Here is a 19,133-nt window from a genome sequence, read left to right as displayed (position 1 = left end):
CCAGAAGCTGATGATGCTTCCTCGAACAGGCCTTATACATAGATGCAACCGGGTAGCAGTGTTCGAAAAGCAGGTTGAATGTGGGGGCGAGTCCATACATAGGACCGGCTTTAGCCGGGAAGGCGTCAGAGGCCGCACTGCAAAACGCCAGCGTTCAGAATAGCCGCTCAACCTCCGCAAATCCGGGCCGCTGCATCACATCCGGCTGCACGCAACGCCGCTCCAGCTCTCGCAGCTGGGCAGTCTGCGCATCGCTCTCTGCGCAACCGTCCAGCAACTCCCCCAGCAATACCCCAAACGCCCGGACTTCAATGCGCTCCAGCCTTCTTCCCGTTTCTTCATCCGGATAGAACGCCGCTGCGCCGAAATCCCCCAGCAGGCTGTCACCACCCTCGTTCCAGAGGATATTGTGTCCATAGAGGTCCCCGTGGTTAATCCCATGGGCATGCAAATGTGCGCACGCTGCGGCGATCCCGGCGGCCATGCGCTTTACGGTCGAAGCGCTCAGCCGGGTGCCGCCATAGGTGTCACGGGTGCAGGATTCCAGGGTCGGAGGACGCGCAAGGGTCACGAATGACGGCGAAATCAGCTCCATCACCAGACCGCGAGCGTCCTGCGGGTGATCCTGAATCTGCCCGAGCACGGGAATCAGGTGAGCATGCCGCCCGGCTGCAATGCAGGCCTGCATCTCGTTCAACGGCGAGCCGTCGCTGGTGACATCGCCTTTGTACAGCTTCACGGCAACGTCCAGCGCCGACGCGTCGGCATCCGCGCGCCACTGCGCCTGTTGAATCACCCCTGAAGCGCCTTCGCCCAGCACCTGTTGCAGCGCCAGTTGCGGCCACGGAATCTGCCGGATCGGCTCTTCGGTGTGGATGTCGTTCAGCGGGTTGCCGGCAAACGCCAGCCAGGCCAGCGCGGGCATTTCCAGCAGCCAGCGCGGCAGTTCATGGAAATCGTTGACCGCGATCCGTACCAGCTCCAGGCGCTGACAGCGGGCCAGTGATGCCGGTAATTGCCGAAGCCGGTTGCCCGCGAGCATCAGCTTCTGCAGCTGCGCACAGTCGCCGATGGCTTCAGGCAGAGTCTCGATGCGGTTGTCGGTCAGCACCAGCGAGCGCAGCGAGGGCGGCAACGCGACGGCCGGTACATCAGCGATATCGCAAGCCTTGAAACCGACGAAGAACAGCTGCTCGCACTGGCCCAGGCATTCCGGCAGGCGGGTAAACGGGTTGTTGGAGCAGAACAGGATTTTCAGGCGCTTGAGCCGGTGCAGGTCGGCGGGCAGTTCGGTCAGCCGGTTGCCGCTGAGGTCCAGCACTTCCAGTGAATCGGCGAGGCTGAAAATCTCCTCGGGGAATTCGCCGAGGTCGGCGCTGAGATTGAGCCGCGTGATGCCTGCCAGTTTGCCGGCACGCAGGTCTGCAAGGGTGTGCATGGGGGGAAGGGCGCCTGTGGTCAATGGGCGCCCATGATACCCAGTCGTCGCGCCCTGTGCTCGCTTGGCCGCGAGCACCATGGGCAGAGGCTCAGCTCAGGCAGCGATCCAGCAACTGGTGCATGCGATCAAGGGACGGCGCCGATTCGGCGTACAGAATGCGGTAGACCATGGGCGCGACAACGGCATCCACCAGTTCATCCGCCGAAGGACTCTGTTCGCCGCGGTCCCGGGCGCGGTCGATGATGATCTGCAGCTGATCGCGAACCATATTCAGGCACTTGCCCGAGCACAGGGTCGCGCTGCTGGAGACCACGTCGCGCATCATCTCGCGGCCGGGGGCCGAGTTGGTCTCTTCGAGGTAGACCTCGACCCAGGTGCGCAGGTCATCGCGCAGGTTGCCGCAATCCACCGGCTCGTCGGGGCGCAGACGCTCGACAGCGGCATCGGCCAGCAGTGAGGTCAGGTCGCCCCAGCGCCGGTAAATAGTGGACGGCGTGACACCGGCACGGGCTGCAATCATGGGCACGCTGAGGGCTGAACGCTCCTGCTCCTGGAGCAGATCGCGAACGGCTGCGTGAATCGATGTCTGCACCCGGGCACTGCGGCCGCCGGTGCGAATGCCTTCTTTGATAGCCATGCTGCGGACCCTAACACAAAGTATTTGCTTTAAGCAGACGCTGCTCGCACACTCCTAACGCTAATTAATAGCTTTTGTGGCGTGCTTTTTCGGGAGAGTGTACTCGTGTCTGATTCTTTGCAGAACCCGCAAGTCGATGCTCGGGGGCGGAGCCACTTGGGTTTTCTGGCTTTCGTGCTGCTGTGTTTCTTCGCCGCGTCCAGCGCGCCCACGCCGCTTTACCACCTCTATCAACAGGCGTGGGGCTTCTCATCGGTATTGTTGACGGTGATTTTTGCCGTTTACGCCATGAGCCTGCTGGCGACGCTGCTGGTGTTCGGCTCGCTGTCGGATTACCTCGGCCGACGCCCGGTGATATTCATCGGGCTGCTGCTGGAGATCGTCGCGATGCTGCTGTTCATCGCCGCCACCGACGTCAGTTGGCTGATCGTTGCGCGGGTGCTGCAGGGCGTGGCGACCGGCATTGCCACCAGCGCGTTGGGCGCCGCGATGCTCGACAGCGATGCGCAGCAGGGGCCGTTGCTCAACAGCATCACACCGATGTTCGGCATGGCACTGGGGGCGCTCGGCACCAGTGCGTTGGTGCAGTACGCGCCGCTGCCCATGGGCCTGGCCTATGGCTTGCTCCTCGCGGCGTTCGCGGGTCAGGCGGTGTATCTGTTGCGGGTCGCTGAAACGGTGACCCCGCAGCCGGGCGTGCTGAAAACCCTGCGACCGCGGCTCGCCGTACCTGCACAGGCCAGGGGGACATTGCTGCTGGTGCTGCCGGCGGACATCGCCGCCTGGGCGCTGGGCGGATTTTTCCTGTCCCTCGCACCGTCGCTGCTGACTGCTGCGACCGGCTCGACCTCAGTGCTCAACGGCGGCTTTGCCGTGGCAGCGCTGACCATCAGTGGTGCGATTTCGATTCATAACCTGCGTTTGCGCGCGCCCCGGCTGGCCTTGTTGGTGGGCTGCAGTTTTCTGGCAATCGGGGTTTCAGTGATTCTGGCGGCGGTGAATCTGGGCTGGCTGTGGCTGTTCTTCACCGGCGCGGTGGTGGCGGGGATCGGCTTCGGTGCGAGTTTTCTCGGCGCCCTGAGGCTGTTGCTGCCCCTGGCCCACGCCCACGAACGGGGCGCATTGATGGCGGCCTTTCTGGCTTTGAGTTATCTGGCGTTCTGCATTCCGGCGCTGCTGGCCGGCGTGTCGATCAAAACGGCGGGGCTGGTGACCACCACCAATGTCTACGGCGGGGTCGTAGTCTTGCTGGCGGTGTCGGCGCTGGCCGGACTGCTGATTCAGCAGGCCGGCCGGGGGAGGACCGCCTGATCGCGTTACCGGTTATGACGCAGAATCGAAAAATTCAGCGCCGAAGCGACGGTCAGCCAGACCAGGTACGGGAACAGGATCAGCCCGGTGATGAGGTCCAGCTGGATCCCCAGCACGACCATGGCGGCTACCACCAGCCACAGCAGCGAAATGATGATCAGGCCCGCCATGATGCGGTGGGCGCCGAAGAACACCGGCGTCCACAGGGTATTCAAGGCAATCTGAGCGGCCCACAACGCCAGCACGGTTTCGCTGCCGGGGATCAGGGTCAGGCGATAACCGGCCCAGGCCAGCAGCAGATAAATCGTCGTCCAGGCCACCGGAAACAGCCAGTTGGGCGGGGTGAAACGTGGCTTTTGCAGCGATTCATACCAGCTGCCCGGTTTGAAGATGATGCCGGTGCTGGCTGCCGCGGCGCAGGCGATGAGGAAGATATAAAACGTCATGGGGGGTCCTTTGCTGAAAGCATTCGAAGTGCGGGCCGTGGGGCCGTCTCGGCATTGGATGCTTATGCGCCGGAAAAATCCGGCGCGCGTGCAGATCAGTCTTGACCCAATTGGCTGAGGCGTTCTTGCACGGCGTCGTCGAAGATCATGTACAGCGTTTCTACATCGGCCGGGCGAAGACGTCGGCTGGTCTCCAGGCTGAGGATGAAACTGATTTCCATGGAGGCCTCGCGTTCGAGGTCTTCCTTGGTGGTGGCGGCATTCAACGCGCGCACCAGATCGTCAATCGCACCCTGGATGGGTTTGGGAAGCCGAAGTGCAGCGATTCGCTCTTGGGGCATTGCTCAGTCCTGGGGTGGCGGGTTGTGCGGCGAACCGAAAGGCATAAAGCCCTGGCGCCTGGGATCGGGGCGTATTGTGGCCGAGTTACGGCGCAGATCCCACCAGCGGAAACAAAATAGTGAAAGGGCAGCGCTTGCCGTAATCGCTTTTAACGGACTGCCCCATGTTTGTATCGCTCAAGTTACAAAAGCCCGCGCCGACACCCTGTTCAGGAAGTCTATTACTCACTTGAACAGGGAAGTGCCATGTCAGCGATTGCTTCGGTCACCTCATCCGCCCAGTTGATGCCAGTGGTCAAACCGGCGGCCACCGTCGCGCTGAATGACAACGCCGCTGCTGCCACCACCAGCGCCACGCCGTCGTCCGTCGTCATGCTCGGCCAGGACGACAAGGTCAGCGCCCCGTTGGTCTACAACGTCCGTGGCCTGATGCCTGATGCCAACGTACCGCCCGCCTGGGAGTACACCCGGCAGGACAAGGTCTCGCTGGCGATGATGGGCAATTTCAGCACTTCCGCCACAGCCGGTCGCTTCCAGGGCCTGGGCGCGACGCTGCTCAGTCAATTGGCGCAGACCGGCCAGAACATTTCCCAATCGGTGCTGCGCTCGACGACCGGCAAAGCATTGGAGCCTGCAGAGCTCGCTGCCGCCCAGGACCGCCTGCACAGCAATCCGGCCAACAGCATCAGCCTGACGCTGAAAACCGCCAGCGGTAAAACCATCGAGCTGAGCCTTTCCAGTCAGGACGACGGTCTGGCGGTGCAGGCCCAGGTGAGCGGGGGCGACCTCAGCGACGACGAGCTCAACGCGCTGAATGCCATGGCGGACGGTTTTCAGTCGGCCATCGACGGCCTGACGGCCAAACCGCCGACCCTGAAGCTCGACGCCTTGACCCATTTCGACTCGAAGGCCTTTGCTTCCGTTGATTTGAAAACCAGTTTTAAACTCGCAGACGGCAGCGCCCAGACCCTTGAACTGCGCGCCGACGCCGACCAGCGTTCGGTGCGCATGAGTGGCGCGCTGAGGAATCTTGAGTTGTCGGTGGACCTGAAAAACGCGGCCATTCGGGGTGACAGTGCTCAGCAGGCGAAAGCGCTGGACGGCTATGTCAGCCAGATCGAGTCGGCGCGCAAACGCGGTGACGGCGACGCGCAACTGCTATCGATGTTCGAGGACGCGTTCAAAACGCTGCACTCCAATTACCCTGACACCCGCGCCTCCACGGCGGCGAAGACGGTGAGCTCGATCGAACTGACGGACACCGATCACGGCCTGTTGACCGGCCTCGGCGACTTCAGCGCCTCGGTCAGCGAGAAGAGCGTCGAAGGCAACCCGGCACGCCCCGGCGAACTGGACACCTTCGCCTACACCCTGTCGCAAACCACCCAATCCAAGGGACGCGACCAGTTGAACCGGACCATCGTCCAGGACCAGCAATCTCAGCTCACCGCCAGTTATCACAAGCCCCTGCCAGGCGGGCAGAAGCTGGCGTTGAGCACCGATCCCGCGAGCCAGAACTACCTGTATTACCAAGTCAGCGATCAGGCCAGCAGCAAAGCCAGCATTGGCTATAAAAAAGGCGAACTGGTCGATGCGACGCTGAGCCAGTCCGCCAGCCAGTCGACGCGCATTGCCAAATACTTAATGGGCCGCCTGGAAAAAGACACTCACACGCCGGTCTCCACCTCCAGGACCCAAAGTTTCCTCAGCGTACTGCAGCAGGCATTGCAACAGGACAAAGAGGCGAAGCAGGGCCGTGGCACGTCGACCCTGAAAGACACCCTGGCCGGGATTCATGCCAAGGTCCTGTTGCAGAGTGATCCGTCGAAGCTGAACGGCTGATAGCGGTACACCCTCGGTTTCGCAGCGCGCCATCCGGCGCTTTCCCGGCTAAAGCCAGTCCTACAGTCGAGTTCGCACCCGGTTTCACTGGCTGCATGAACTGCCTTTGTAGAGACCGGCTTCAGCCGGGATGGGGCCAGCGTGATCACACTTCGATTTTGGCCGTGCTCCGGCAACGAGGCGCTCAAAGACCTGGGCCTGGCAAAATTCGAGCACCCGGCTATAAACAAAGCGTGCCAAGCATGTTGCTGTCCCCAGAGGCTAGAAGCCCGGAGTGTTATCGATGATTGACCGTGAGCCACCGTATCCCCGTAAGCCCCCGCTGAGTAATCTCGAAAAACTGGCGCGTCTGGCTGGCATTGGCCTGATCGTGCTGATCGCCGCCGGCGCGTTTGCCTACGTCAATGGCAGCCTCGACCCACAGCGACTGACGCCGGCGCGGGTGGTTGACGTCTTCGAACGCAACAACGGTGTGCATCCCGGTTACCGTCGCAACCACCCGAAAGGCATCTGCGTCGCCGGCGTGTTCGAGAGCAACGGCGCCGCTGCCAGCCTCTCCAAAGCCGAAGTCTTCGCCAGCGGGCGCACCCCGGTGATCGGCCGCCTGGCCGTGCCCACGGGCAATCCGTATTCCCCCGACAGCGCCGCGCCATTGCGCAGTTTCGCCGTGCAGTTCACCCAGCCCAACGGCCAGCAATGGCGCACCGGCATGAACAGCATGCCGGTGTTCCCGGTCGGCACGCCTGAGGCCTTCATCGATCTGCAAATCGCCACCGGACCTGACCCCAAGACCGGCAAGCCCGACCCGGCGAAACCCCCGGCGTTCTTCGCCGCGCACCCGGAAGCCCAGCCGTTTCTGGCGTGGGTCAAGACCGCCAAGCCGTCGGCCAGTTTCGTCACCGAGACCTACAACAGCGTCAACGCCTTCGTGCTGGTGAACGCTGATGGCAAGCGTCAGCCGGTGCGCTGGAGTCTGGTGCCGGAGGCGACCGATGCATCGCCTGCGCCCGACGCCAAGGAGTACCTGAACAAGGACCTCAACGAAAGACTGGCCAGCGGCCCACAACGCTGGAAGCTGGTGCTGACCCTGGCCAACCCCCAGGACCCGACCAACGACGCATCCAAAGCCTGGTCCGGCGAGCACAGGACCGTGGACGCCGGGACCTTGGTGGTCAACGCCGACAGCTCGCAGTTGAACGGCGACTGCCGCGACGTCAATTACGACCCGCTGATTTTGCCCAGTGGCATCGAAGGCTCGGATGACCCGTTGCTCGCCGCGCGATCGGCGGCCTACGCCGCGTCCTACATGCGCCGCACCAGTGAAGTCGATCAGTTGAAAGCCGAACCCGCCCTGGAGAAACAGCCATGAGCACGCCCGTCAAGCATTTCGCCCCACTGGCGCGCCTGCTGCACTGGGTGATGGCGCTGATGGTCATCGCCATGCTGTTCATCGGCGCCGGCATGGTCGCGTCGGTGTCCGAGCGCCATGAATGGCTGCTGAACCTGCATAAGCCTTTGGGCATTGCGATTCTGCTGCTGGTCATCGTCAGGATCATTGTGCGTGTGACCACGGTGACGCCGCCGTTACCGGCTGACTTGCCGGCCGTGCAGGCGCTGGCGGCGAAGCTGTCGCATTACCTGCTGTATGCGCTGATGCTGGCGATGCCGCTGATTGGCTGGGCGATGATTTCCGCCGCCGGGGATCCGGTCATGCTCGGCAGTTCAGTACGGCTGCCGTCCATCGTTGCCGCCAACCCGGACACCTTCGCGCTGCTGCGCAAGGCCCACGCCTACCTGGCGTACCTGTTCTTCCTGACGATTCTCGCGCATCTGGCTGCCGCACTGTTTCACGGCTGGGTGAGGAGGGATGAGGTGCTGGACAGCATGCTGAGGGGGAAATCGCGGGATTGATGCCTGTCGTCACCGCGATTGACGCCATCGCCAGCAGGCGCGAACCCGCTGGCGATGGCGTTTCTGGACCGTAATAAAAGTCAGCTCACGCCTCAGCGCAGCACTGACACCATCTGCCCCAGCGTGGTCAGCACATCGCGGGCGAGCTGTTTCGAGCGCTGGCCCGACCAGCCGGTGATGACATCCGGTGCGTCATCGTTGTCTTTGAACGGCATTTCCAGCGTCAGCGACAGGCACTTGTAACGCTCACCGACGCTGTTGCACGCCAGGTTCATGTTGGCCTGGCCCGGCGCCGATTTCGGATAGCCGTATTTGCTCTGGAAGTCCCGGGTCAAGCCGCCCAACCGGGCGCGGAAATCCGCTTCCAATCGGGCTTGCTGGTCGGTGTACCCCGGATTGCCTTCGCAGGCGGCGGTGAAGACATAGGGAATTTCTTCATCGCCGTGGACGTCGAGGAACATGTCCACGCCGTATTTTTCCATCTGGGTTTTGACGAAGAACACTTCCGGGCTGAGCTCGGGGGTCGTGTCCTGCCAGGCGCGGTTGAGGTCCTTGCCTTGAGCGTTGGTGCGCAGATGGCCGTGGAATGAGCCGTCCGGGTTCATGTGCGGCACCAGGTACAGGTTCGCCGACGCCAGCAACGCCTGCAGTTCAGGGTCGTCTTCCTGCAGCCGGTCGATAATGCCTTCCATGAACCACTCGGCCATGTGCTCGCCGGGGTGCTGTTGCGCAATGATCCAGATGTTGCGCTTGCCCGCCGCGCCGTCGCCCTTGCGCAGCAGCGGGATGTCCCGGCCTTCGACGCTCTTGCCGGTGGCCAGCAGCTCGGTGCCGGCCTTGTCCAGCGCTTCATTCACCAGCCAGTCGTGGCGCTCGCGGCTATAGGGTTCGAAGTAGGCAAACCACACCTGGGATTCGCTGGGCGTCAGCTCGAAGTTCAGCGCACGGCCGTCGAACTGGCTCGGCACGCGGAACCAGGTTTTCTGATCGTAGGAGGCAACTGCGTTGTAGCCGGTCCAGGCGCCGTTGTAGCTCGACGCGCCAGCATTGGTCAGGCTGAAACCGTGGGGCTCGCCGATCTGCAGGCCGTCGACCTTGAAATGGAACCACTGGAAGTGCGCGCTCTTGGTGTCAGGGCGAATCGCCAGTTGCACCGCTTTCGGGTTGCTGGCGTCGAGCACGACGATGTTGCCGCTGTCGAAATCGGCGGAGATATTAAGGGCGGTTTGAGTCACGGGAGCGTCCTGATTGCATGATCTGCCATTACGAGACCATCGGGAGGTAATGCAGGCCGCGCCTGATTCCCTCACTGGGCTGTTATGACAATTACTTTACACGCAACCAGCGGGGGCACGGCGACAGATTCGTTCGCCAAAGGGTCGGAGCCTGACTCAGCTGTACGCCTCGGCAGTCACCAGCAGACCGCACAGCAGCACCGTCATCAGCAACCAGCCGACATAGGCGCGGGGTTTGCGCCGATGCCAGCCACTGGCGCCCAGAATCGCAGCGGGTGCATGAAGCGTGCGCCAGAACTGCTCACTGTTTTGAAAGGCTGCCAGGTGTCGGGGATCGGCGTCGAGCCAGTGACGGAACTCGATGCGCTGACTGGCGGTGGCTTGGGGGCTTTGCAGGTGCACGTACCAGCGCAGGGCCTGAAGCAAAATGGCTCGGGCCGGGTCATGTTCGGCGGATTCGCTGACACAACGTTCGAGCGCTGCGGTCATGCAGCGTTCGACGGCGGTGGCGTCGATATCAAGCAGTTGGGCGATGTCGGTGTAGGAAAAGTCGTCGAGGCGGCTCAGCAGAAACACCTGCTGAACCCTGCGCGGCAACCGCTGAAGACGGCGTCGGTACAGGTCGGTTTCAGCGCTCGCGCCCAGGGCAGGCGGCACGGTGGAGGCGGTCATCAACGAATCGAACGGCTGAGTCATGGCGTATTGCTCACTGTTTGAATAGCGGCGGTCGCGGAAAACAACGGGAGTGCGTTCGGATCTTTAACGGGTGTTTTTTACTGAATGTGTCAGTTTTTGACAGCGGCAACGGTGCATTGCTCGCTCCATTTGCTATGATGCGCGCCATCGAAAAGACAGATCACTGTCGAACCCTCTTCATTAGCCTGAAGACGCAACACCCGACCGAACCCAGACCCGAAAAGGGCATAAAAAAAAGACCCGGCTATAAGCCGGGTCAAAAACCGTGATTAGCCTGATGAGGAGATAATCCGGAAGCCGACCTAAGGCTTCTGGGTTACCAGCCAGTCTCACGACTGGTTGCGCTCAATAATAATCATTCCCATTTGAGAGTCAATGCTTTTTTCGCGCCCGTGTGAAAAGAGTTTTTCCCATGGGCGCGTTCTGCCTTCAACTCTCCGTCAGCCTGCAGCTCAGCAAATCGGCAGCCTAGTCGATCGGCAATTCTGTCGTACGCTTCACCACACTCATCGCGATGTTCGAATGCGCTTCCTGCACATGGGGGCTTTGCAGCAGGTGGTCGCGCAGAAAACGCTCGTAGCTGGCGATGTCCTGCACCACCACCTTGAGCAGGAAATCCATGTCGCCGGCCATGGTGTAGCACTCCAGCACCTCTCGAAACCCGGTGATCGCCTCCTCGAACTCCGTCAGGTACTTGCGCCCGTGCCCGGACAGCTTGACGTCGACGAACACGGTCATGGTCAGCCCGAGTTTGGCCGGGTTGAGCAGGGCGACTTTACGCTCGATGATGCCTTCTTCTTCCAGACGATTGATGCGCCGCCAGCAGGGTGATTGCGAGAGTTCGACGCGCTCGGCGATCTCGGCGGCGGACAGATTGGCGTCGTGCTGCAACAGACGGAGGATCTTGCGATCGATGGGGCTGAGCTTGACCTGCATGAATTGACCCTTTTTTATTCTTGAACGGGAACGGGCATGCACGATATGAGCAGATTCGCGTCGATTTAGGAAGAAAAAGCCTCTGTCGCGCAGGCAGTATTTTGTCTGTGACCGTCGGGCTGAACCGTCCTGACGGCGAGGCGCTGGCAAGGCTGCACATGCCGCTGGCGCCGCATTCAAAACGCACTAATAAAAACAAAGGAGTGCCTGAATGTCCCTGGCTGATATTCGTCTGGACGATAAGTACCGACTCGCAACCGGCAATCTGTACCTGACCGGAACCCAGGCGCTGACCCGCCTGCCGATGCTGCAGAAGCAGCGCGATGAAGCCCGCGGGCTCAACACCGCCGGGTTCATCTCAGGCTATCGCGGCTCGCCGTTGGGCAACCTCGACAAGAGCCTCTGGGACGCCAAGGATTATCTCCAGCAGAACGCCATTCATTTCCAGCCGGGCGTCAACGAAGAGCTCGCCGCAACGGCGGTCTGGGGCAGTCAGCAAGTCAATCTGTTCCCCCACGGCAAGTACGACGGCGTTTTCGCCCTCTGGTACGGCAAGGGCCCGGGCGTTGACCGCTGCGGCGACGTGTTCAAGCACGGCAACTCGGCCGGCGTCGCCGAAAAGGGTGGCGTCCTGATCCTCGCGGGCGACGACCATGGCTGCAAATCGTCGACCATCGCGCACCAGAGCGAACACGCGTTCATCGCCTCGATGATCCCGGTGCTCAACCCCAGCAACGTCCAGGAAATCCTCGACTACGGCATCATCGGCTGGGAGCTGTCGCGCTACAGCGGATGCTGGGTGGCGATGAAAACCATCGCCGAAAACGTCGATTCCTCGGCCGTGGTCGAAGTCGATCCGTTGCGCATCCAGACGCACATTCCCGAAGACTTCCAGATTCCCGAAGGCGGCCTGCACATTCGCTGGCCCGACCCGCCCCTGGCTCAAGAGGCGCGGCTCAATACCTACAAAATCTACGCCGCCCGTGCGTTCGCCCGTGCCAACAATCTCAACAAGGTGGTGATCGATTCCCCACAGCCGCGCCTGGGCATCATCACCACCGGCAAGTCGTACCTCGACGTGCGGCAGGCCCTGGAAGAGCTGGGCATCGACGAAGACCTCTGCGCTTCGGTGGGGATTCGTGTGCTCAAGGTCGGCATGAGCTGGCCGCTGGAACCGGTGTCAGTGCACGGCTTTGCGGAAGGGCTGGACGAAATCCTGGTGGTCGAGGAAAAACGCAGCGTGATCGAGGATCAGCTCACCGGTCAGCTGTACAACTGGCCGGTGGATCAGCGCCCCCGTGTGGTCGGTGAGTTCGATGAAGAAGGCCGCTCGCTGTTGCCCAACCTGGCTGAACTGACGCCGGCAATGATCGCCCGCGTCATCGCCAAACGCCTTGCGCCGATCTACAGCAGCCCGAAAATCGAGGCACGCCTGCAGTTTCTGGCCGACAAGGAAAAAGCCCTCGCCGCGCCGCTGTTCAACACCCAGCGCACCCCGCATTTCTGCTCCGGCTGCCCCCACAACACCTCGACCCGCGTACCCGAGGGCAGTCGCGCCCTGGCCGGTATCGGCTGCCATTACATGACCATCTGGATGGACCGGGAAACCGAGACGTTCACCCAGATGGGCGGCGAGGGCGTGACCTGGATCGGCCAGGCGCCTTTCACCGAAACGCCCCACGTGTTCCAGAACCTGGGTGACGGCACGTACTTCCACTCCGGGCACCTGGCGCTGCGGGCGGCCGTCGCGTCGAAGGTCAATATCACCTACAAGATTCTCTATAACGACGCCGTCGCCATGACCGGTGGCCAGCCCATCGATGGCGTGTTGCGGGTGGATCAGCTCAGCCGGCAGGTGTTCAACGAAGGCGTTCAGCGCATTGCGCTGGTCTCGGATGAGCCGGAGAAATACCCGAGCCGCGAGCAGTTTGCACCGATCACCACCTTCCACCACCGCAGCGACCTGGACGCCGTGCAGCGCGAACTGCGTGAGTTCAAGGGCGTGTCGGTGATCATCTACGACCAGACCTGCGCCACGGAAAAACGCCGTCGCCGCAAACGCGGCACGATGGTCGATCTGGACAAGCGCGCCATCATCAACCCGGCCGTGTGCGAAGGCTGTGGCGATTGCGGCGTCAAATCGGGTTGCCTGTCGGTGCTGCCGAAGGAAACACCGGAAGGGCGCAAGCGCGAAATCGATCAGAGCGCGTGCAACAAGGATTTCAGCTGCGTCGAGGGCTTTTGCCCCAGCTTCGTGACGGTGCACGGCGGCAAACAGCGCAAGCCACAGTTGCCCAAGCAGGCCCAGGCCTTCGCGGAGCTGCCGCAGCCGACGCTGCCGAGCCTCGATCAGCCGTACAACATTCTGCTGCCGGGTGTGGGCGGAACGGGCGTGACCACTGTCGGCGCGATGCTGGGTTACGCGGCCAATCTGGAAGGCAAGGGGTGCAGCGTGCTCGACCAGGCCGGTCTGGCACAGAAGTTTGGCCCGGTGGTCAGCCACATTCGCATCGCCGCGCGCCAGGAAGATCTGTTCGCCGTGCGCATCGCGGCCGGTGAGGCGCATCTGCTGCTGGGCTGTGACCTGTTGGTGGCGTCGGGCCCTGATGCCATCGCCAAGCTCAACAGCGCGAAAAGCCATGCGGTGATCAACAGCCAGCAGACGCCAACGGCTGAATTCACCCGCAATCCCGACGCCGAGTTCCCGGCCGAAGCGATGATGCAGACCATCCGCGAAGCCGTCGGCGCTGATAAAACGCATTTCGTGCAAGCGACGGATCTGGCGACCAAACTGATGGGTGACAGCATCGCCAGCAACCTCTTCATGCTGGGCTATGCCTTCCAGCTGGGACTGATTCCGTTGACCTCTGCAGCCATCGAAAAGGCCATCGAGCTTAACGGCGTGGCGGTCAATCTGAATCAACAAGCGTTCCTGTGGGGGCGTCGTGCAGCGTTTGACCTCCCGGCGGTGCAAGCGGCCGCTAATCCGCAGACCCAGCCAACGCCGGACCCTGAGTACCTGACTCTGGAGGAGCGTGTCACGCGCAATGTTCACGGTTTGATCGCCTATCAGAATGGTGCGCTCAGCGAGCGGTACCTGACGCTGGTGGACCGTGTGCGGGAGGCCGAAGCGCGGCTGTTCCCGGGCCAGCCGCCTGCGTTGACCGAGGCGGTGGCGTTTAACTACTTCAAGCTGCTGGCCTACAAGGACGAGTACGAAGTGGCGCGGCTGTACAGCAACGGCGATTTCACCCGTCAGCTGCAAGCGCAGTTCGAAGGCGATTACCGCATCGAGTTTCATCTGGCGCCGTCTTGGCTCGCCAAGCGTGACTCGAAGAACGGCGTGCCGCGCAAACGCAGTTTCGGGCCGTGGATGCTGAAGGCGTTCGACGTGCTGGCTCGCTTCAAATTCCTGCGCGGCACGGTGCTCGATCCGTTCGGCCGCAGCATCGAGCGTCGACAGGAGCGCGAGTTGATTGATGTGTATGTGGGCGACATCGAGCTGATCCTTGGCCACCTGAGTGCCGGCAATCGGCACACCGCGCTGAATCTGGCGCGCCTGCCGGAGCGGATTCGCGGCTATGGTCACGTCAAGGAAAGCGCGATGAAAGCGGCGGCACTGCAGGCGGCACGGATGCGCCAGAGCCTGGTCAGTGGTGAGGTTGAAGTGCTGAAGTTGTATGAAGTAGCGGCGTAAAGACAGGGAGGAGGCCGGTCAGGCCTCCTTTTATCGCACTGGATGCATCGCTTAGTAGGACCGGCTTTAGCCGGGAAGAGGCCGGTGTTAACACCCTCAATTGTGTGGTGTACCCACTGCCGCTTTCCCGGCTGAAGCCGGTCCTACATAACTGCAGCCGGCCAGCAGCCGATCATTCGGCCTGTACCACAGCTTCCAGTTCCACCAGCACTGTCCCTTCCTTGACCATCTCACCTTCGCTGCAATACAGCGCTGTCACGGTGCCGGCGGTGTTCGCGCGGATGCTGTGTTCCATTTTCATCGCTTCCAGGACCACAAGCGGAGTGCCGACCTGCACCTGTTCGCCCACGCCGACCAACACCCGAACGATGCTGCCGTTCATGGGGGCGGTGAGGCCGCCGTGGTGGCCGTGGTTTGAATCCACGTCGGCAATCGGGTCAACCGGGCGGATCCCATGCACATCGCCCTGCCATTGCAGGTAAAGCGTGTCAGCCCGGCGGATCGCAAGGGTCTGCCGGCGCACGCCGTCCTGCTCGATCAGCAAATGCTCGCCGTTCAGCCGAACGCCCTGCCGGGAGTCACTTCGCAACACCATGCTTCGAGACTCTGCGCCACACGCCAGGTGCAACGTCACTTCGCTTGGGCCGCCCAGGCGCAGCCCGGTGCGGGCCGACCAGGGCGAATGGGCGTCGTCGGCTCTGACCGTCACTGGCGCGGTGCTCAGGTATGCCTGCGCCGCCACCTGCCAGAATTCCTCTGTCAAACCCTCGGCCGCTGGCAGCAGATCCTCTTGATAGCGAGGGATAAAGCCGGTGTCCAGCTCCGCGTCGGCGAAGGCCGGGTGGGCGATGATGCGGCGCAAAAACCCGAGGTTGGTGCGCAAACCGCCGATGGCGAATTCGTCGAGCATCGCCAGCAATCGCAAGCGCGCTTCTTCGCGGGTCTGGCCCCAGGCAATCAGTTTGCCGAGCATCGGGTCGTAGAACGGCGAGACCTCGTCGCCTTCCGCGACGCCGCTGTCGACGCGACGCCCCGGCCCCGCAGATGATTCGCGATACAGCGTCAGCGTCCCGGTGGCGGGCAAAAAGTCGTTGGCCGGATCTTCCGCATACAGCCGCACTTCAATCGCGTGGCCGTTCAGCGGCACTTCGGCCTGGGTGATCGGCAGCGGCTCGCCCTGGGCCACGCGAATCTGCCAGGCCACCAGGTCCAGTCCGGTAATCGCTTCGGTCACCGGGTGCTCGACCTGCAGGCGCGTGTTCATTTCCATGAAGAAGAAATCGCCTCCGGCCTCCAGCAGAAACTCCACCGTGCCGGCGCCGACGTAGCCGATCGCCTGTGCCGCGCGCACCGCCGCTTCGCCCATGGCCTGACGCATGTGCGGTGTCAGGCCCGGCGCCGGGGCTTCTTCGACGACTTTCTGGTGACGGCGCTGAATCGAGCAGTCGCGCTCGTTGAGGTACAGGCAGTGGCCGTGCTGGTCGGCAAACACCTGAATCTCCACATGGCGCGGCTTGAGCACGTACTTTTCGACGAGCATGCGCGAGTCGCCAAACGACGACTGGGCCTCACGTTGCGCGGACGCCAGCGCCTCGGCCAGATCCTCGTCGCGCTCGACCACTTTCATGCCCTTGCCGCCACCGCCGGCGGTGGCCTTGAGCAGCACCGGGTAGCCGATGCGGGCGGACGCTTCGCGCAAGGTCGCGGCGTCTTGGGCCTCGCCGTGGTAGCCGGGTACCAGTGGCACGCCAGCGGTTTCCATCAGCGACTTGGCCGCTGATTTGCTGCCCATGGCGTCAATGGCCGAGGCGGGCGGGCCAAGGAAAATCAGGCCGGCCTGTTCCACCGCGCGGGCAAAACCTGCGTTTTCCGAGAGAAACCCATAACCGGGATGGATGGCCTGGGCGCCGCTGGCTTTGGCTGCTTCGATCAGCTTGTCGATTTGCAGGTAGCTTTCGCTGGCCTTGCTGCCACCCAGGTTCACCGCGATGTCCGCCTCGCGGACGTGCCGCGCGTTGCTGTCATTCGCGCTGTGCACGGCGACGGTGGTGAGGCCCATGGCCTTGGCCGTGCGCATGACGCGGCAGGCGATTTCGCCACGGTTGGCGATCAGCACCGAATTCAGTGGTTGCATGTGCGGGACGCTCATCAGTGCGACTCTCCTTGTGGGGGCCGCGGGCCTTGCAGCGGTTGGGATAGCGTGCGGGGCTCGCCGCGCCAGGCGGGTTCGCGCTTCTGCAGAAACGCGCGCAGACCTTCCTGGCCTTCGGCGCTGACGCGGATGCGCGCGATGGCGTTCTCGCAATAGCGGCGCAGGGCAGGGGTCAGCTCACCGTCGGCGACTTCGCGCAGCAGGTCTTTGCTGACGCGCATGGCCTGGGGGCTGTTGAGCAGCAGGTTGGCGATCCAGTGTTCCAGGTGCTGTTCCAGCTCGGCAGCGGGGTAACACTCGGCCAACAGGCCGATCTCCCGCGCCCGGGTGCCGTCGAAACGTTCGGCGGTCAGCGCGTAGCGTCGCGCGTGACGTTCGCCAATCGCCTGCACCACGAACGGGCTGATCACCGCCGGAGCAAGGCCGATCTTCACTTCCGAGAGGCAGAACTGCGCGTCATCGGCGCCGATGGCCATGTCGCAGCAGCTGATCAGGCCCAGTGCGCCGCCATAGGCCGCGCCTTGCACCACGGCGAGGGTCGGCGCCTTGAACTTGGCGAGGTTGTACATCAACTCACCCAGCTCGCGGGCATCGCCCAGGTTGGTGTTGTAGTCGAGGTTGGCCGACTCCTGCATCCAGGCCAGATCGGCACCGGCGCTGAAGTGCCGGCCGCGTCCGCGCACCAGCAGAAACCGCAGGCTGTCGTCCCGCTGCAACTGGTCAAGGGCGATGATCAGCTCGCGAATCATCTGCGCGTTGAAGGCGTTGTTTTTCTCCGGCCGGTTGAGCCAGAGCGTGGCGAACCCGCGTGGGTCGAGGGCGATGTCGAGGGTGGCGAAATCATTCATGGGGCGATTCTCTCGGGTCACATCCGGAACACGCCGAAGCGGGTCGGTTCGATGGCGGCGTTGAGCGAGGCGCTGATGGCCAGGCCGAGAATGTCGCGGGTCTGCGCGGGGTCAATGACACCGTCGTCCCACAGCCGGGCGCTGGAATACCAGGGATGGCCCTGATGCTCGTACTGATCGAGGATCGGCTGGCGCAACGCCGCTTCCTCCTCGGCGCTGAACGTCTGGCCGCTGCGTTCGGCCTGTTCACGCTTGACCTGCACCAGCACGCCTGCGGCCTGTTCGCCGCCCATGACGCCGATCCGCGCGTTGGGCCACATCCACAGAAAGCGCGGGTCATAAGCGCGGCCGCACATGCCGTAGTTGCCCGCGCCAAAACTGCCGCCGATGATCACCGTAAACTTCGGCACGTTCGCGCACGCCACGGCAGTCACCAACTTGGCGCCGTGCTTGGCGATGCCCCCGGCTTCGTACTTCTGGCCGACCATGAAGCCGGTGATGTTCTGCAGAAACAACAGCGGAATGCCGCGCTGGCAGGCCAGTTCGATGAAGTGCGCGCCTTTCTGCGCGGCTTCAGCGAAGAGAATGCCGTTGTTGGCGAGGATGGCGATCGGGTAGCCGTGCAGATGGGCGAAGCCGCACACCAGCGTGGTGCCGAACAGCGCCTTGAATTCATCGAACACCGAAGCGTCCACCAGCCGCGCAATGACTTCGCGCACGTCGAACGGCTGCTTGGCGTCCGCCGGGATCACGCCGTACAGCTCGTCATCCCCATATAACGGCGACTGGGGTTGGCGGGTCTGCAACTGGCCGAGCTTGCGCCAGTTCAGGTTGGCCACGCAGCGCCGGGCCAGCGCCAAGGCGTGGTCATCGCTGTCGGCGTAGTGATCGGCCACCCCGGAGACCTTGCAGTGCACATCGGCCCCGCCAAGGTCTTCGGCGCTGACCACTTCGCCTGTGGCGGCTTTCACCAGCGGCGGCCCGGCGAGAAAGATGGTCGCTTGTTCGCGGACCATGATGGTTTCGTCGGCCATGGCCGGCACATAGGCGCCGCCGGCGGTGCAGGAACCCATGACCACGGCGATCTGGGCGATGCCCTCGGCGCTCAGGTTGGCCTGATTGAAGAAGATCCTGCCGAAGTGCTCGCGATCGGGGAACACCTCGTCCTGGCGGGGCAGGTTGGCGCCGCCGGAGTCCACCAGGTAAATGCACGGCAAGCGATTCTGTTGGGCGATGGTCTGGGCGCGCAGGTGTTTTTTCACGGTCAGCGGGTAGTAGGTGCCGCCTTTCACCGTGGCGTCGTTGGCGATGATCATGCATTCGACGCCTTCGACCCGGCCAATGCCGGCGATCAGCCCCGCAGCCGGGACGTCTTCGCCGTACACGTCATGGGCGGCGAGCTGGCTGAGTTCGAGGAAGGGCGAGCCGAGATCCAGCAGGCGGTTGATCCGCTCCCGGGGCAGCAATTTGCCCCGGGAGGTGTGGCGTTCCTGCGCCTTGGCACCGCCGCCGCGCTGAACGTGGTCGAGCAGGTTGTGCAGCGCGTCGAGCTGCTTGCGCATAGCCTCGCTGTTGGCGGCGAATTCCGGCGAACGCGGGTTGATCTGGGTGTGCAGAGTGGTCATGGGGCCTCCGGCGCT

The 19,133-nt window shown here is 62.9% G+C and carries 15 protein-coding genes; 5 read left to right on the top strand and 10 right to left on the bottom strand.

The window, feature by feature from the left end:
- Nucleotides 1–154: 154 nt before the first annotated feature.
- Both SLW74_RS22445 and SLW74_RS22440 read right to left on the bottom strand, forming a co-directional pair.
- A complete protein-coding gene (locus SLW74_RS22445; protein ID WP_410930164.1) occupies nt 155–1,438 on the bottom strand; it encodes a leucine-rich repeat-containing protein kinase family protein in 1,284 nt (427 codons plus the stop codon).
- A gap of 91 nt (nt 1,439–1,529) precedes the next feature.
- The gene (locus SLW74_RS22440; protein ID WP_192131794.1) at nt 1,530–2,078 is read right to left on the bottom strand and encodes a TetR/AcrR family transcriptional regulator; all 549 of its coding nucleotides are present in this window, start codon (nt 2,076–2,078) and stop codon (nt 1,530–1,532) included.
- 105 nt (nt 2,079–2,183) lie between these two features.
- Here SLW74_RS22440 and SLW74_RS22435 point away from each other — a divergent pair, with 105 nt between their 5' ends.
- The gene (locus tag SLW74_RS22435; RefSeq protein WP_410930163.1) at nt 2,184–3,389 is read left to right on the top strand and encodes an MFS transporter; all 1,206 of its coding nucleotides are present in this window, start codon (nt 2,184–2,186) and stop codon (nt 3,387–3,389) included.
- Between the two features lie 5 nt (nt 3,390–3,394).
- On the opposite strand, the gene tspO is transcribed toward SLW74_RS22435, so the two are convergent.
- Together tspO and SLW74_RS22425 are read right to left on the bottom strand one after the other, a co-directional pair.
- On the bottom strand, nt 3,395–3,835 hold the full coding sequence (gene tspO / locus SLW74_RS22430; protein ID WP_065990573.1) for a tryptophan-rich sensory protein TspO: 441 nt from the start codon (nt 3,833–3,835) through the stop codon (nt 3,395–3,397).
- A 95-nt stretch (nt 3,836–3,930) separates the two neighbouring features.
- A complete protein-coding gene (locus SLW74_RS22425; RefSeq protein WP_410930162.1) occupies nt 3,931–4,176 on the bottom strand; it encodes a hypothetical protein in 246 nt (81 codons plus the stop codon).
- A 246-nt stretch (nt 4,177–4,422) separates the two neighbouring features.
- Between SLW74_RS22425 and SLW74_RS22420 the strand changes: the two genes are divergently transcribed.
- The 3 genes from SLW74_RS22420 to SLW74_RS22410 all read left to right on the top strand — a co-directional run bounded on the left by SLW74_RS22420 (nt 4,423) and on the right by SLW74_RS22410 (nt 7,929).
- The gene (locus tag SLW74_RS22420) at nt 4,423–6,018 is read left to right on the top strand and encodes a lactate dehydrogenase (RefSeq protein ID WP_410930161.1); all 1,596 of its coding nucleotides are present in this window, start codon (nt 4,423–4,425) and stop codon (nt 6,016–6,018) included.
- A gap of 283 nt (nt 6,019–6,301) precedes the next feature.
- Nucleotides 6,302–7,387, top strand: a complete 1,086-nt coding sequence (locus SLW74_RS22415) for a catalase family peroxidase (RefSeq protein WP_410930160.1) — start codon at nt 6,302–6,304, stop codon at nt 7,385–7,387.
- Nucleotides 7,384–7,929: a cytochrome b gene (locus SLW74_RS22410; RefSeq protein WP_192131786.1), complete on the top strand. Its 546-nt coding sequence runs from the start codon at nt 7,384–7,386 to the stop codon at nt 7,927–7,929. The genes SLW74_RS22415 and SLW74_RS22410 overlap by 4 nt, the downstream gene beginning before the upstream one ends.
- Nucleotides 7,930–8,021: 92 nt before the next feature.
- Here SLW74_RS22410 and SLW74_RS22405 read toward each other — a convergent pair whose 3' ends face one another.
- The 3 genes from SLW74_RS22405 to SLW74_RS22395 form a co-directional block, all read right to left on the bottom strand.
- The gene (locus SLW74_RS22405; RefSeq protein ID WP_410930159.1) at nt 8,022–9,164 is read right to left on the bottom strand and encodes a M14-type cytosolic carboxypeptidase; all 1,143 of its coding nucleotides are present in this window, start codon (nt 9,162–9,164) and stop codon (nt 8,022–8,024) included.
- Nucleotides 9,165–9,320: 156 nt separating this feature from the next.
- Nucleotides 9,321–9,860, bottom strand: a complete 540-nt coding sequence (locus SLW74_RS22400) for a DUF4880 domain-containing protein (protein ID WP_083233157.1) — start codon at nt 9,858–9,860, stop codon at nt 9,321–9,323.
- Nucleotides 9,861–10,328: 468 nt separating this feature from the next.
- The gene (locus SLW74_RS22395; RefSeq protein WP_065990584.1) at nt 10,329–10,796 is read right to left on the bottom strand and encodes an Lrp/AsnC family transcriptional regulator; all 468 of its coding nucleotides are present in this window, start codon (nt 10,794–10,796) and stop codon (nt 10,329–10,331) included.
- 211 nt (nt 10,797–11,007) lie between these two features.
- On the opposite strand from SLW74_RS22395, the gene SLW74_RS22390 reads away from it, so the two are divergent.
- Nucleotides 11,008–14,493, top strand: a complete 3,486-nt coding sequence (locus tag SLW74_RS22390) for an indolepyruvate ferredoxin oxidoreductase family protein (RefSeq protein ID WP_410930158.1) — start codon at nt 11,008–11,010, stop codon at nt 14,491–14,493.
- A 172-nt stretch (nt 14,494–14,665) separates the two neighbouring features.
- Here the strand turns inward: SLW74_RS22390 and SLW74_RS22385 are convergent, their stop codons facing one another.
- Genes SLW74_RS22385 through SLW74_RS22375 form a run of 3 tightly spaced genes read right to left on the bottom strand, consistent with a single transcriptional unit; the run spans nt 14,666 to nt 19,118 of the window.
- Nucleotides 14,666–16,642, bottom strand: coding sequence for an acetyl/propionyl/methylcrotonyl-CoA carboxylase subunit alpha (locus SLW74_RS22385; RefSeq protein ID WP_410930157.1), 1,977 nt, complete (start codon nt 16,640–16,642; stop codon nt 14,666–14,668).
- The gene (locus SLW74_RS22380) at nt 16,642–17,493 is read right to left on the bottom strand and encodes a gamma-carboxygeranoyl-CoA hydratase (protein WP_410930156.1); all 852 of its coding nucleotides are present in this window, start codon (nt 17,491–17,493) and stop codon (nt 16,642–16,644) included. Before SLW74_RS22380 ends, SLW74_RS22385 begins: the two co-directional genes overlap by 1 nt.
- Before the next feature lie 17 nt (nt 17,494–17,510).
- The gene (locus tag SLW74_RS22375) at nt 17,511–19,118 is read right to left on the bottom strand and encodes a carboxyl transferase domain-containing protein (RefSeq protein WP_410930155.1); all 1,608 of its coding nucleotides are present in this window, start codon (nt 19,116–19,118) and stop codon (nt 17,511–17,513) included.
- Nucleotides 19,119–19,133: the final 15 nt, after the last annotated feature.

This window comes from Pseudomonas sp. W5-36, from assembly GCF_046540455.1.
In the GTDB taxonomy this organism is placed as follows: domain Bacteria; phylum Pseudomonadota; class Gammaproteobacteria; order Pseudomonadales; family Pseudomonadaceae; genus Aquipseudomonas; species Aquipseudomonas graminis_B.
Note: the sequence above shows the minus strand (reverse complement) of the source record. Positions and strands in the feature narration are given on the sequence as shown.